Raw genomic sequence first — 14,685 nt, 5'->3', positions numbered from 1 at the left:
GAAACAAAATTGCGCCGACCGCATGAGAAAAGCGCCAATTCGGAAAGTTAGCTAAGGAGCCCGCGATGGCCGAGATTGAACGCGAAGCGATGGAATACGATGTGGTGATCGTGGGCGCAGGCCCCGCGGGCCTGTCGGCGGCCATCCGTCTGAAACAGCTGGATGCCGACCTGAATGTCGTGGTTCTGGAAAAGGGCTCGGAAGTGGGCGCACATATCCTTTCGGGCGCGGTGCTTGATCCCTGCGGGCTGGACGCTCTGATCCCGGATTGGAAAGAAAAAGGCGCACCGCTGAACACGCCGGTGAACGAAGACAACTTCTACATGCTGGGTGAGGCCGGAAAGCTGCGCATCCCCAATGCTCCGATGCCACCGCTGATGAACAACCACGGCAACTACATCGTCTCGATGGGCAACGTCTGCCGCTGGATGGCGGAACAAGCGGAAGAGCTGGGCGTGGAAATCTTCCCTGGCATGGCCTGTTCCGAGCTGGTCTACGGCGAAAACGGCGAAGTCAAAGGCGTGGTCGCCGGTGTCTTTGGTCTGGAAGCAGACGGCTCCTACGGTCCCGGCACCGAACCGGGTATGGAGCTGCACGGCAAGTACGTGTTCCTGTCGGAAGGTGTGCGCGGCTCCTTGTCCAAGGAAGTCATCGCCAAATACGACCTGTCTGCCGGCAAAGAGCCGCAGAAATATGGCGTCGGCATGAAAGAGATCTGGGAGATCGACCCGGCCAAGCACAAGGAAGGCTCAGTCACGCACACCATGGGCTGGCCTCTGGGCAGCAACGCAGGCGGCGGCTCGTTCATCTATCATCTGGAAAACAACCAGGTCTATGTCGGTTTCGTGGTTCACCTGAACTACAAGAACCCGCATCTGTATCCCTACATGGAGTTCCAGCGCTTCAAGCACCACCCGATGGTCGCTGAGCTGCTGAAAGGCGGTAAGCGCGTGGCTTATGGCGCCCGCGCGATCACCGAGGGTGGCTATCAGTCGATGCCGAAACTGGTTGCTCCAGGCGTGGCGCTGCTGGGCTGTTCGGCAGGCATGGTCAACGTGCCGCGCATCAAGGGCAACCACAACGCGATGCTGTCGGGCAAAGCCGCAGCCGAGGCCGCCTTTGACGCCATCAAGGCTGACCGGTCCGGTGATGAGCTGGCGGCCTATGAAACCGACGTGCGCGAAGGGGCCATTGGTCAGGACCTCAAGAAAGTGCGCAACGTCAAGCCGATGTGGTCGAAATGGGGCCTCATGCCATCGCTGGCGCTGGGAGGTCTGGACATGTGGACCAACACGCTGGGCTTTTCGCTGTTCGGCACGATGGGTCACGGCAAGAACGACGCAGAGTCGACCGAAGAGGCCAGCAAGCACAAGCCGATCGACTATCCCAAGCCCGACGGCACGCTGTCCTTTGACCGTCTGACCAACGTGTCCTTCGCGATGACCAACCACGAGGAAAGCCAGCCCTGCCATCTGAAGCTGAGCGACCCGTCAATCCCGGTTGCCGTCAACCTGCCCAAATTCGCAGAGCCCGCGCAGCGTTATTGCCCGGCTGGCGTCTATGAGATGGTCGAGGATGACGACGGTCCGCGTTTCGTGATCAACTTCCAGAACTGCGTCCACTGCAAGACCTGCGATATCAAGGACCCGAGCCAGAACATCACATGGACTACTCCGCAGGGTGGCGACGGCCCGAACTATCCCAACATGTAACTGAAAACTCCGGCAATGGCGGAGCGACGCTGCCGCCATCCCGCCCTTGTTCCATGCCACCGGTCCCGCCGGTGGCATTTTTTGTCGTTGGGAAGAAAGTCTGTGTCGCAAACGGTGATGTGTGGGTAGAGTGATCGCTCTACCACCGAGATATGACTGAGACACAGCAGAAAATCGCAGAAAACCTAGACCGGCAGTTTTCAGAGATGGGATTTGCCACCCAAGGTGTAGAAGCCTTGCGAGAGGGCGCTAATGTTTCCCTGCGCACGCTCTACAAGTATTTTCCCAGCCGCGAAGCGATGGTCATCGGCGCGTTGGATCACCGCGATGCCGCCTATTCCGATTGGATCGGCACCGATCAACTCCAGGGGGCGGATCACGTGTTGCACGTTCTGACCCGCCTGGCGGACTGGCTGCGCGAGGTTTCAAACACCGGATGCCTGTTCCGCAATGCGCTGGCGGCCTACCCCGAAAGTGATGCGATCCGCGATGCCGTCACGACGCACAAACAGCATGTCCGCGACATGTTCCGTACGCGGCTGATCCACGTGGCCCCCGATTGCGATGTCGAGGCTTTGGCCGAGGCTCTTTTCATCCTGCACGAAGGCCTGACCGAGAGCGCGCGTTTAATGGGGGCTGAGGTCGCAACCGCGGCCACAATGCGTTGCGCCCGCGCGTCGCTGGCCGCTGCCGATATTCACTAGTCCGGGCATCCGGCAAACGACAGAAGAGACGGATATGAAGATCAAGGAAATCCACATCTACGCCCATGATCTGCCGGTCAAAAACGGTCCTTACACCATGGCAAACGCCGAGGTCTGGACGCTTGACACCACGCTGGTCAAGCTGGTGGCCGAGGATGGCACGACCGGCTGGGGAGAGACCTGCCCGGTCGGCCCAACCTATGCTGAAGCGCATGCAGAGGGCGCGCGGGCTGCGTTGAAGGCAATGGCCGAGGGCCTGATCGGCGCGGATCTGTGGCCTGTGGCCCTGCACCACCGGATGAACGGGCTGCTCAATGGGCACAACTATGCCAAGGCGGCCATCGACATCGCGGCCCATGACCTGATTGGCAAGAAACTGGGCGTCAATGTCGCCGACCTGCTGGGCGGCGCGCAGACCGATCGCGTGCCCTCTTACTACGCGACGGGTGTGGGTGCGCCGGACGATATCGCGCGCCTTGCCAATGAGAAGCTGGCCGAGGGCTATCCTCGGTTGCAAATCAAGGTTGGCGGGCGTCCGGTCGAGATTGATATCGAAACCATCCGCAAAGTCTGGGAGGTTGTCGGCGGAACAGGCATGCGCCTTGCGGTCGATGGCAATCGCGGGTGGATCACGCGCGATGCGCTGCGCGTCAGTCGCGAATGCCCAGATGTGCCCTTCATCATGGAACAGCCCTGCAACACCTATCAGGACCTGGAAAAGATCCGCCCTCAGGTGAGCCATGGCATCTACATGGATGAAAACAGCGTCGACTTGAACGCCGTGATCTCGGCTGCCGGAACCGGGCTGGTGGACGGGTTTGGCATGAAAGTCACCCGCATCGGCGGCCTGCAGAACATGCGCACCTTCCGCGACATCTGCGAAGCGCGCAATCTACCGCATACCTGCGATGATAGCTGGGGCGGGGACATCATCGCCGCCGCCTGCACGCAGATTGCATCCACCGTGCGTCCGACGCTGATGGAGGGCGCATGGCTCGCCGCCCCCTATATCGAGGGCAACTACGATCCCGAGAACGGCATCACTATCCAAGGCGGTCACATCCAGCGCCCGACCGGGCCGGGTTTGGGCGTCACCCCCGACGAGACGCTGTTCGGCGCGCCCGTCGCCTCATACTAAGGAGAACACCATGATCCCCGAAACCATGCATGCGGTTCAACTGACCGGCCATGGCGGTATCGAGATGCTGGACTACCGCTCGGACGTCCCGGTTCCGACGCCTGGGCGCGGAGAGGTGCTGATCCGGGTCGCTGCCGCGGGCGTGAACAACACCGACATCAACACGCGGATCGGCTGGTACTCCAAGGCTGTTACCGAAGACACCAATTCCGGCGGTGCCTCGGGTTTTGAGACTGTGGACGATGACGATGCCAGCTGGTCTGGCACGCCCTTGACCTTCCCGCGCATTCAGGGTGCCGATGTCTGTGGCTATGTTGCTGCCGTAGGCGATGGGGTCGACCCGGCGCGCGTTGGCGAGCGTGTAATCGTGCGCAACATGCTGCGGACCTATGTGGACTACCGCCCTTTTGAATGCTGGACCATCGGCAGTGAATGCGATGGGGGTTTTGCCCAGTTCTGCGTCGCGCCTTCTCAGGAAACCCATGCCGTGAATTGCGACTGGGAGGATGTGGAACTGGCCGCCATCGCCTGCGCCTATTCCACCGCCGAGGGTATGCTGCACCGCGCCAGCGTCGGGGCTGAGACTGTTCTGGTCACCGGTGCCTCGGGCGGTGTTGGGTCAGCCGCGGTGCAACTGGCGAAACGGCGCGGCGCGTATGTGATCGCAATGTGTTCACCCGCGAAAGCCGAGGCTGTTCGGGCTTTGGGCGCAGATCGCGTGCTGGACCGCAACGCCGATCTAGTGGCTGAACTGGGTGAAGGCTCGGTCGACGTGGTGGTCGATCTGGTGGCCGGCCCGCAATGGCCCAGCCTGCTGGACGTGCTGCGCCGGGGCGGGCGTTATGCGAACGCCGGGGCCATTGCCGGACCGATCTGCGAAATCGACGTGCGGACGCTCTACCTGAAAGACCTCACCCTGTTTGGCTGTACGTTTCAGGAGGACATCGTGTTCGAAAACCTTGTGAAATACATCGAGGCCGGAGAAATTCGCCCTGTCGTTGCCAAGACTTATCCGCTGAGTGAGATTGCAACGGCGCAAGAGGAATTCTTGGCAAAAACCCATACCGGGCAACTGGTGCTGGTCCCGCCGCAGGTGGCCTCATGAAAATCCGCAAGATCGAGCTCTTTGAACTGCATCTGCCCTATGCGGGTGGCTCTTATGAGCTGTCGGGCGGGCGCATTTACACAGGGTTTGACAGTGTCATCGTCTGTATCACCGCCGATGACGGGACCGAGGGATGGGGTGAATCCACGCCCTTCGGCCCGAACTACATCGCCGCCCATGCACGGGGTGCCCGCGCCGGGGTTGAGGAAATCGCCCCTTATCTGATCGGTTGGGACCCGCGCGATGTGGACCGGATCAATGACGCCATGGATGAGGCGCTGCTGGGCCATAACCACGCGAAATCGGCGCTTGATCTGGCCTGTTGGGATCTGTTCGGCAAATCGGTTGGCCTGCCGGTCTATAAACTGCTGGGCGGCGCGACGGGCAATCGCCTGCCCGCGATCAGCTCGATCTACTCGGGCACGCCCGAGGATATGCGCGCCCGCGTCGCGGAACACCGCGCGATGGGCTATATGGGCCATTCTGTCAAGGTCGGTGCGATGGATTCCGAAGGCGGCCCGGCGTTGGACGCCGAACGCATCGCGGCCTCATTGGCGGATCGGAAACCGGGTGAGTACTTCATCGTTGACGCCAATGGCGGCCTGATCCCGGAAACCGCGTTGCGGATGCTCCGCGCCCTGCCGAGCGGGTTGGATTTCGTGCTGGAGGCCCCCTGTGCCACATGGCGCGAGACGCTTTCTCTGCGCCAGCGCTGTGACGTTCCGATCATTCTGGATGAGTTGGCGCAGGAGGACGGCGACATCGCCAAGCTGGTGGCGCTGGACGTGGCCGATGGCATCGGACTGAAAATCTCGAAAGCCGGGGGCCTGACCCATGCCCGCCGTCACCGCGACATCTGCCGTGCCGCAGGGCTGACGATCAGTGTGCAGGACACGGTGGGGTCAACCCTGTCTGCCGCGTCGATCTTCCATATGGGTGCCACTGTGCCCGAACGGCTGCTGCGCTGCGTACTGGACCCGCGCGACATGGTGACGATCCAGACAGGGGCGTTCGACGCCCCGATTGAAAACGGTGGCGTTGTGCCGCCCGATGCGCCGGGCCTCGGCGTGACAATGAACCGAGACCTGCTGGGGCAGGCCGTCGCAATTTGGGAAGACTAAGACATGTTTCAAGGCAAAAACGCCCTCGTCACCGGTGCGGCCGGAGGGATCGGTCAGGCCATCGTCAAACAGCTGCGCGAACAGGGCGCTCGGGTCGCGGTTGCGGATCGCTCGACCGATGGGATCGAGGCCGAGGCGCATCTGCCCGGCGATCTGTTGGACCCGGCCTATTGCGACCAGCTGGCCTCTGCTTCGCAGCAGGCTTTGGGCGGCCTCGATATCGTCATCAACAATGCCGGCGTCATCACCCGTGGCCCGGTGACCGAGACCTCGGACGCCGACTGGAGCTTGTCCATGGGCGTGAATGTTGAGGCTCCTTTCCGGATTTGCCGCGCTGCCATTCCGCTGATGGCCGAGGCGGGCGGTGGAGCCATCGTCAACACGGCGTCCTGCTGGGGCGGCAAGGCGCCGGGGCCAAACCATGCGCTCTATTGCATGACCAAGGCGGCGATCGCCTCGCTGACCGAATGCATGGGGATGGATCACGCGCATCAGGGCATCCGCATCAACGCTGTCTGCCCGAATGAGGTCAACACACCGATGCTGCGCTCGGGCTTTGCCAAGCGCGGGTTTGATCCTGACGAGGCCGTGACTGAACTGGGTAAGACCGTGCCTCTTGGGCGGATCGCCGAGCCTGAGGATATTGCCGATGTGGTCCTGTTCCTCGCCTCGGATGCGGCGCGCTACATGTGCGGCACGCTGGTTGAGGTCAATGGCGGGAAACCGGTCGCATGAGGCGGTTTGAGGGCAAGGTTGTTCTGGTCACCGGCGGTCGCTCGGGGATAGGGCAAGCCATCGCGGCACGGCTGACGGAGGAGGGCGCGCGCGTCTTTACCGCCCAGCGCGGCGGGGATGATCATTTCGAAGGGATCGCAGCCGATTTCACCGACCCTGCCGCGCCTGCACAGGTGGTGGCCGAGGTCATCGCCCGCGCCGCGAAGTTGGACGTTCTGATCAACAATGCCGGTATGATGCAGGAGGCCCGCGTCGAAGAGTTGACGTTGGATGACTGGCAGAAAAATCTGACCGTCAACTTGACCGCGCCCTTCCTGATGATTCAGGCCGCTTTGCCCCATCTGCGCAAAACCAAGGGCAGCATCGTCAATACCGGCTCGATCGAGGGGCTGGGCAGCAATCCCGGCCACGCGGCCTATTGCGCCTCCAAGGCCGGGCTGCACGGGCTGACCCGCGCCGTGGCGGTGGATCACGGGGCCGAGGGTATTCGTTGCAACGCGATTGCGCCGGGCTGGATCGACACCGAGTTGAACCTCGACTTTATCGACTCGATGCCCGACCCGGATGCGTTTCGCCGGGACATCGGCCAGATTCACCCGGTCGCGCGCACCGGCAGGCCCGAAGAAGTGGCAGCATTGGCGGCGTTTCTGGCTGCCGAGGAAAGCGGCTTTATCACAGGGCAGGTCTATACGGTCGATGGCGGGCGGATGGCCAAGTTGAGCTTACCCTGACCCCCGTGCCATCGGTTCGAGAGCTTACCGCAAGTCTTGCAACTGCGACAGCAATTCGGTGCTGACGCTGACACCCTCGGCCTGAGACGCGGCGCGGTTCTTCAGCCGCCCGTCACCGGGTATGCGGGCGGTGCCGTTGCCGTCGATCTCGGCACAGATGCGCGTGACATAGTCGTTGAAGGCGGCATTTCCGAACCGTGTCGGATCAATCGCGATCAGGGTCGCGCCGCCCTTGACGTTCAATGCGCCATGCGCCTCGCGCTCGGCATTGTCGACCGAGAGGGTGCCACCGGCCAGCGCCGCGCCCATGACCTCGATCAGGAAGGCGATCGCGGCCCCCTTGTGTTCGCCGAACGGCAACAGGCTGCGGGTTTCCAGAATGGCGTTTGGGTCGGCGCTAGGCTGGCCGTCGGGGGCCAGACCCGCTGGGCGCGGCAGGTCATGCCCTTCGGCGGCGGCCATGCGGATATCCATCAATGCAACCGTCGAGGACGCCTGGTCCCAAACGATGGGCTCCATGCCGTCACGCGGGCAGGCAAAAGACATCGGGTTGGTGCCAAAGACCGGGCGCACACCGCCCTGAGGCACCACCATGGACAGTGAGTTGACGACAGCCAAAGCCACCAACCCCGCCTCGGCCAGCGGTTCGGTGTCAAAGCGCAACGCCCCAAGGTGGTGACTATTGGCGCAGGTGAAGGCGGCGATCCCGTTTTCGCGCGCCATCGCAATCAGCTCGTCCCGGGCTGCGGCCGCGGCGATCTGGTAGTACCCGTTGTCGGCGTCGCCGCGCAGAACGCCCGGTGCGATACGCTCGAATGTAGGGTGGGCAACGGAGTTGGCATAGCCCGAGGTGAAGCTCTGGGCGTAGACCGGCAGCATGCGCAAACCGTGGCTGCGCGGGCCGTCACGTTCGGATTTCACGACAATTTCAGCGATCATGTCGCTGCCCGTCTCATCCATGCCCGCAGCCACAAGGACGGATTTCGCCAATTCCCTAACCTCTTGGAGTGAGAGCGTTTTCGTCGAGATATCGGTCATAGGCTAAATCCTGTCCTTGTGTTCGTGAAAGGGGCCGCAAGCCCCCCTGTTGTTCTTGTCAGGCGCGTGCGCGGGCGCTGGTGGGGTCCACGGCGCAGGTGTCGATGACCTCGGCCTCGCGCATCTCGTTATGGACCAACACCTGCATTCTGGTGCCCGGCGCCGTCATGTTCTGCGGCACCAGCGCCATTGCGATGTCATGGTTGCAATAATATGAGAACCCGCCCGAGGTGACACGCCCGATCAGTTTGCCGTCGGAATAGACACCCTCGTCAAACATCACCGAGGTATCGCAATAGGGCAGTTTCAACGTGACCAGAGTGTTGTACCCCCCAGCTTCCTGCTGTTTCAGCAGCGCGGGTTTGCCGATGAAGTCCCGTTCGACCACTTGCCCGCCGATCTTCTCGGTCATGGCAACGAACCGGCCCAGATCGGCCTCATACGGGGTCAGGTCCTTGCAGATCTCGCGGTTGATGGCGCGGTAGGATTTCTCGAGCCGCATGGACTCCAGCGCTTCAAGGCCGAACGGTTTCACGCCCGCCTTCAGCAGCAGATTCACGAGCTGACGGTTGTAGCCCGCCGGATGGTGCAACTCCCATCCTAGCTCACCGGTGTAGGAGACGCGCAGCAGATGAACGCGTTTGGCATAGCCGACCTCACCCATCTGGGCCGAAAGCCACGGGAAGGCCTCGTTCGAAAGATCATTGTCCGTCAGTTTCGACAGGATCTCGCGCGATTTCGGACCAGCCAGAGCGATCACGCCCAGCTGTTCCGAGATATCCTCCATCACGACCGAGCCGTCTTTGGGCAGCAGACGCTGCATCTGGTCCCAGTTATAGGCCTGCCAATTCGGGGTCGAGATCAGATAGAAATCATCCTGCGCCTTGCGTGCGATGGTGTATTCCGCATCCATCCCACCCTTGTCGTTCAGCATCAGAGACAGGGTCATTCGCCCCACCTTGGGCAGTTTGTTCGCCATCAGACCATCCAGCCATTTGGCCGCGCCTGGCCCGCGCACGGTGAATTTGGTCATCGGAGACATCTCGATGAAGCCTGCCTCTTCCCGCGTGCGGCGCACTTCTTCCTGTACCAACCCCATATGATTGGTGCGGCGGAAGGAGTGTTCGGGGATCGCCTCTTCGGGCGATTTGGCAAACCAGCGCGGGAATTCATAGCCGTTGAAGCTGGTCCAAACGGCACCATGTGCGGTCAACAGATCGTAGGAGCCCGCGGTTTTCATCGGACGGGCCTCGGGGAAATCCTCACCGGGGATGTGCGCATCCATATGGGTGCCCCATGTCTCGCGCACCTTGTCCATGGTCCACCGTTTCGAGGCATAGTCCGAGAACCGGCGCGGGTCGAGTTCCGACATGTCCATGCCCGGATCGCCATCCACGATCCACTTGGCCAGACGGTTCCCTACCGTGCCGCCCCACAGGATGCCGCCGGGCATCCCTTCGGCCAGCCACAGGTTCTCGTGCCCCGGTGCGGGGCCAGCCAGAGGCAGCTCGTCCGGGGTCATCTGGAACGGGCCACGGGTGTTGGCCTTGATGCCAACCTCGCCCAGCGTCGGAACCCGTTCGATTGCGCGCTCCCACTGGGTTTCCACGGCATCGAAATCTTCGGGCAGAAGGTCGGCGCCGAAATCCGGTGGCACGCGGTCTTCGGCGAACAGTTTGAGGTCCTTGGTGAATTCATAGGGGCCAAACTGGATGCCGCCCACATCCTCTCGCAGATAGGCGCCATAATCCTCGTCCCGCAGGATCGGGAATTCCGGCAACCCCTGTGCCTTGCGCTCTTTCAGCAAGGGCACGGTCTCGGTTGTCCAATATTGGTGAACGATCGGGATACAGGGCAGGTCGAGCCCCACACGGCGCGCGTTTTCACGGGCGTAGTTTCCGGTGGCAAAGATCAGATGCTCGCAGGTGATCTCACCCTGGTTGGTGGTTACCTTCCAGTGGCCGTTCTCCAGCTTTTCATAAGCGGTGGCTTCGGTGTTCTGATAGACTTTGGCCCCGGCATCGCGCGCCAGCTTGGCCAGCGCCATGGTGATGTCGGCGGGATTCACATAGCCGTCTTCGGTATGCAGGATGCCGCCACGAATATCCGGGCTTTGGTTCAGCAGAGGGTGCACCTCGGCAATCTCTTCCGGTGTCAGCAGCTTGCACGGCACCGCGGCGGCTTCGGCGATCGAGATATAGGACTGGAACTCATCCCAGCGCTTTTCGGTATTGGCAACGCGCAGCTGGCCCACTTTGCGAAGGCCCACCGAGGTCCCCATCTTTTTCTCAACCTCGGTATAGATGCGGATGGTTTCCATGGTCATCTTCGACACGTTTCGCGACCGTACAAAGGTCACAAGCAAACCGGCCGCATGCCACGTGGACCCTGACGTCAGCGTCGTCCGCTCCAACATCACCGCATCTGTGCAGCCATGTTCGGTCAGACCATAAAGGAGCGAGGCGCCAACGCAGCCGCCCCCGACCACTACGACTTTCGCATGTGACTTCATCGTATGTTCATACCGTGTCTGGTTTGCCAACAGTGTTTGGAAGCACCATTCCGTCAGTCGGCCTTTTGCGCAATCGCAAAAATATTTCACTCTGAATGAGTTGAAATCACCCAAACCGAACATGTGCTTTATGAAACGCGAAGGGCACCCAAATCCTCCGCCAGGGTGAGCCAACCAAAAGCCCTATTGATGAGCTGCCATTGAGTGTTGGACGGCGCTCCTGCTTGATCCGTGCAACAGGGTGGCCAGTTCTTAGGCGAAAACCGGTGCAATGGCGGCGTCGTGAACCTTGAGCCATTGCCTCTTGCCGGCCGAGGCCCTAGCTTAACGTGCAGTCAACGATAGCAAGGCAGGATTTTGGTGGTTTCCCTGGTTCGTCGCGTGGCACTGGCCGCGCTGCTTTCATCCTCGGTCGCAATCCCGGCATTTTCGGATACCGGGTCCGGGGCCTATTTGGCCGGACGTCAGGCAATCTACGAAAACGACTATGCCGCCGCCGAAAGGTATTATGCGCAGGCGTTACGGTCTGATCCGCAGAACGCATTGCTTTTGGAAAGCGTCGTCGTCGCGCGGCTGGCGCTGGGCGAAGTTGAGCGCGCACTGCCCATCGCTGAGACCATTGAAGAGAATGGCCTGCCGAGCCAAGCAGCCCGGATTGCCATCGCCGCAAACCTGATCGCAGAGGGCGATTGGGAGACCCTGCTGTCACGTGATCCCGAAACGCAGGGCGTGGGTCCATTGGTCGATGGGTTGATGATTGCGTGGGCCTATCTTGGTCAGGGTGAGATGACCAAGGCGATGGAGCAGTTCGACTCGGTCACAACCCAGGAAGGGTTGCGCGAGTTTGCCCTCTATCACAAAGCGATGGCTTTGGCGTCGATCGGTGATTTCGAAGGGGCTGAGGCGATTTTCGCGGCCGATGACGGGGTCGTGGCCCGGTTCACCCGCCGCGCCGCGTTAGCCCGGACCGAGGTTCTGTCGCAGCTTGACCGGAATGAGGACGCTCTGACCTTCCTGGCCGATGTGTTTCAGGCCGGAAGCGATCCGTCGATCGCAGATTACACAAGCCGATTGTCTGATGGCGAAACGCTGCCCTTCACCCATGCAGGAACGGCGCAAGACGGCATGGCCGAGATCTTCTTTTCGGTGGGTGCTGCGTTGAATGACGAGGCCGCGCCGGACTACGTTCTGCTCTATGCTCGCACTGCCAGCTTCCTGCGGCCCGATCACGTCGACGCCCTTCTGATGAGCGCTGAGCTTCTGTCGGAACTCAACCAGCTTGATCTTGCGGTCGAAGCGTATCGCGCGGTTCCCAAGGACAGCACCGATCACCACGTGGCCGAACTGGGCCGGGCTGATGTTCTGGGGCAATCCGGCAAAACCGATGCGGCGGTTGAGGTTCTGCAATCGCTGGCTGCGGAAAAGCCTGATCTGCCCAGTGTTCATGTCGCTTTGGCCGATCTGCAGCGCCGTGAGGAGAACTACGCCGCCGCCGTTGACTCCTACAACACGGCGATTGATCTGGCCGAAGGCGTCTCGGCCGCAAATTGGTTCCTACACTACGCGCGCGGGATTTCTCATGAGCGCCTAAAGCAATGGGATCAGGCCGAGGCCGATTTCCGTCGCGCGCTTGAGCTGAACCCGGATCAGCCGCAGGTTCTGAACTATCTGGGCTATTCGCTTGTCGAACGTCGCGAAAAACTCGATGAGGCGCTGGACATGATCGAACGCGCCGTCGCGGCTCGCCCCGACAGTGGTTATATCGTCGACAGCCTGGGCTGGGTCCTGTTCCGCCTTGGTCGCTATGACGAAGCGGTCGAGCACATGGAGCGTGCGGTTGAGTTGATGCCGGTTGATCCGGTGGTCAACGACCATCTGGGCGATGTCTATTGGGCCGTCGGACGCGCCCGCGAAGCTGAGTTCCAGTGGAAACGGGCTCTGTCCTTTGTTGATCCCGAAGACACCGATGGTGAGGCTGATCCCGAACGCATCCGACGCAAGCTCGAGGTCGGTCTGGACACGGTTCTGTCCGAAGAGGGCGCGGATCCGTTGAAGGTTGCCAATGGCAACTAGCGCCTTTGCGCCGGCCAAGGTCAATCTTACCCTGCATGTCACCGGCCAGCGCACGGATGGCTATCATCTGCTGGATTCGCTGGTGGTTTTTGCCGACATTGGCGATCAGCTAGCGTTTGAGCCGGGCGCAGGCCTGTCGATCTCGGTGAGCGGAGAGCATGCCGACGGGGTTCCCACGGACAGCCGAAACCTCGTTTGGAAAGCGGCCGAGGGCGCCGGTTGGACAGGCCATGTCACGTTGAACAAGGTGCTGCCTCATGGTGGAGGCATTGGCGGGGGGTCCTCGGACGCGGCGGCCATGCTGCGCCACGCGGCTGCGCAGGGGCTTGTTGTCCCGCCACATCTTCCGACCGCGTTAGGGGCCGATATACCGGTCTGCATGGTGGCCGAGGCTGCGCGGATGCGTGGGATTGGCGAGCAGGTGGACCGGGTCGCTTTGCCCCCATTGCCTGTCCTGCTGGTCAATCCCGGGGTTGAGGTTCCGACCGGATCGGTCTTTAGCGCTATGTCGTCGCGGGACAATCCGGGCTTGCCGGATCAAATCCCTTCATTCGCAGGCGTGGAAGATTGCGCCGCTTGGCTTGCCGTCCAAAGAAACGACCTTGAACAGCCCGCCATAAGCCAGGCCCCGCAAATCGGGCGTGTGTTGGAAGTGTTGGCGGACACAAGGGATGTGCTGCTGGCCCGAATGTCGGGGTCAGGGTCGACCTGTTTTGCGCTTTATCCGTCGAGGAAGGCCGCGCATTTCGCAGCCTATGAGATCGGCGCGGCCCAGCCCGATTGGTGGTGCCGCGCAACGACGCTCAGTTAAGGCGCGAGACCACGTAGTCGGCCAGATCGTGCAGCAGAGTGCGGATTTCGTGATCAGGCAGAACCTCGAGCGAGGCTTTGGCCTTCTTCGCCCAACCCAGCGCGTCCTGACGGGTCGCCTCGAGCGTCTGGTATTTGTTCATCAGCCCAAGCGCATGTTCCAGATCGCCATCCTGCTGGCGGCCTTTTTCGATCGTGCGCTCCCAGAAGATACGCTCATCCGCTGTGGCCTGCGCAACGGCTTTGATCACAGGCAGGGTCAGTTTGCGCTCGCGGAAATCGTCACCCACATTCTTGCCGGTTGCCTTGCTATCACCCTGATAATCCAACAGATCGTCAGCAATTTGGAAGGCAATGCCCAGGGCGTCGCCATAGTCGAACAGAGCTTTGACCTGCGCGTCTGAGGCTCCAGCAATCACGCCGCCCACTTCGGTTGCGGCTGAAAACAGAGCTGCTGTCTTGCCGCGCACAACCTGCAAATACACGGCCTCATTGGTGCCCAGATCGGTGGCTGCCGTCATTTGAAGCACTTCGCCTTCCGCAATCGTCGCTGAGGCATTGGCCAGAATGTCCAGAACCCGCAGGGACCCGGTTTCCACCATCAGCTGGAAACTGCGCGAAAACAAATAGTCGCCCACCAATACGCTGGACTTGTTGTCCCAGAGCAGGTTTGCCGTTGGTCGTCCGCGCCGTTGCGCGCTCTCGTCGACCACATCATCATGCAGCAGGGTTGCGGTGTGAATGAACTCAACGGTTGCAGCCAAACGCACGTGATGCTCGCCGGTGTAGCCAAACAGCCGGGCTGCGGCCAAAGTCAGCATCGGGCGCAGGCGTTTGCCGCCCGCCTCAACCAGATGTGCGGTGACTTCGGGGATACGGGGCGCGTGTTCGGATGCCATCCGGGTTCGGATCAACGTATTCACGGCGTCCATCTCGCCGCTCAGAATTTCGGCGAGCCGCTCATGCGGCTTCGAGATTGTGCTGATGTCCATCACACTCCTGATAC

12 protein-coding genes are annotated in these 14,685 nt (G+C 61.4%); 9 read left to right on the top strand and 3 right to left on the bottom strand.

Translation table 11 applies throughout. The features are described 5' to 3' along the window. Positions 1-65 precede the first annotated feature (65 nt). From ACR3FB_RS14760 to ACR3FB_RS14730, 7 genes are all read left to right on the top strand, one after another. The gene (locus ACR3FB_RS14760; RefSeq protein WP_480565987.1) at positions 66-1,712 is read left to right on the top strand and encodes an electron transfer flavoprotein-ubiquinone oxidoreductase; all 1,647 of its coding nucleotides are present in this window, start codon (positions 66-68) and stop codon (positions 1,710-1,712) included. A gap of 152 nt (positions 1,713-1,864) precedes the next feature. Further along, a complete protein-coding gene (locus tag ACR3FB_RS14755; RefSeq protein ID WP_425084333.1) occupies positions 1,865-2,416 on the top strand; it encodes a TetR/AcrR family transcriptional regulator in 552 nt (183 codons plus the stop codon). A gap of 34 nt (positions 2,417-2,450) precedes the next feature. Next, the gene (locus ACR3FB_RS14750; RefSeq protein WP_425084332.1) at positions 2,451-3,554 is read left to right on the top strand and encodes a mandelate racemase/muconate lactonizing enzyme family protein; all 1,104 of its coding nucleotides are present in this window, start codon (positions 2,451-2,453) and stop codon (positions 3,552-3,554) included. Between the two features lie 10 nt (positions 3,555-3,564). Next, a complete protein-coding gene (locus ACR3FB_RS14745) occupies positions 3,565-4,659 on the top strand; it encodes an alcohol dehydrogenase family protein (protein WP_480565984.1) in 1,095 nt (364 codons plus the stop codon). Beyond that, positions 4,656-5,780 carry a mandelate racemase/muconate lactonizing enzyme family protein gene (locus tag ACR3FB_RS14740; protein WP_480565982.1) on the top strand — a complete coding sequence of 375 codons (1,125 nt, stop codon included), beginning with the start codon at positions 4,656-4,658 and terminating at the stop codon, positions 5,778-5,780. The genes ACR3FB_RS14745 and ACR3FB_RS14740 overlap by 4 nt, the downstream gene beginning before the upstream one ends. A gap of 3 nt (positions 5,781-5,783) precedes the next feature. Beyond that, the gene (locus ACR3FB_RS14735) at positions 5,784-6,515 is read left to right on the top strand and encodes an SDR family NAD(P)-dependent oxidoreductase (protein WP_480565980.1); all 732 of its coding nucleotides are present in this window, start codon (positions 5,784-5,786) and stop codon (positions 6,513-6,515) included. Continuing rightward, positions 6,512-7,246, top strand: a complete 735-nt coding sequence (locus ACR3FB_RS14730; RefSeq protein WP_480565978.1) for an SDR family NAD(P)-dependent oxidoreductase — start codon at positions 6,512-6,514, stop codon at positions 7,244-7,246. The genes ACR3FB_RS14735 and ACR3FB_RS14730 overlap by 4 nt, the downstream gene beginning before the upstream one ends. A 24-nt stretch (positions 7,247-7,270) precedes the next feature. Here ACR3FB_RS14730 and ACR3FB_RS14725 read toward each other — a convergent pair whose 3' ends face one another. Further along, a complete protein-coding gene (locus ACR3FB_RS14725) occupies positions 7,271-8,284 on the bottom strand; it encodes an Ldh family oxidoreductase (protein ID WP_480565976.1) in 1,014 nt (337 codons plus the stop codon). A gap of 58 nt (positions 8,285-8,342) precedes the next feature. Next, the gene (locus ACR3FB_RS14720) at positions 8,343-10,796 is read right to left on the bottom strand and encodes a GcvT family protein (protein WP_480565974.1); all 2,454 of its coding nucleotides are present in this window, start codon (positions 10,794-10,796) and stop codon (positions 8,343-8,345) included. A gap of 357 nt (positions 10,797-11,153) precedes the next feature. Here ACR3FB_RS14720 and ACR3FB_RS14715 point away from each other — a divergent pair, with 357 nt between their 5' ends. After that, complete coding sequence (locus ACR3FB_RS14715; RefSeq protein ID WP_480541199.1) at positions 11,154-12,869, top strand: tetratricopeptide repeat protein; 1,716 nt, start codon at positions 11,154-11,156, stop codon at positions 12,867-12,869. After that, complete coding sequence (locus tag ACR3FB_RS14710; protein WP_480565972.1) at positions 12,859-13,680, top strand: 4-(cytidine 5'-diphospho)-2-C-methyl-D-erythritol kinase; 822 nt, start codon at positions 12,859-12,861, stop codon at positions 13,678-13,680. Before ACR3FB_RS14715 ends, ACR3FB_RS14710 begins: the two co-directional genes overlap by 11 nt. Here ACR3FB_RS14710 and ACR3FB_RS14705 read toward each other — a convergent pair. Next, positions 13,673-14,671, bottom strand: coding sequence for a polyprenyl synthetase family protein (locus ACR3FB_RS14705; RefSeq protein ID WP_480565969.1), 999 nt, complete (start codon positions 14,669-14,671; stop codon positions 13,673-13,675). The genes ACR3FB_RS14710 and ACR3FB_RS14705 overlap by 8 nt on opposite strands. Positions 14,672-14,685 lie beyond the last annotated feature (14 nt).

It is taken from the genome of Ruegeria sp. AO1, from assembly GCF_056535985.1.
Note: the sequence above shows the minus strand (reverse complement) of the source record. Positions and strands in the feature narration are given on the sequence as shown.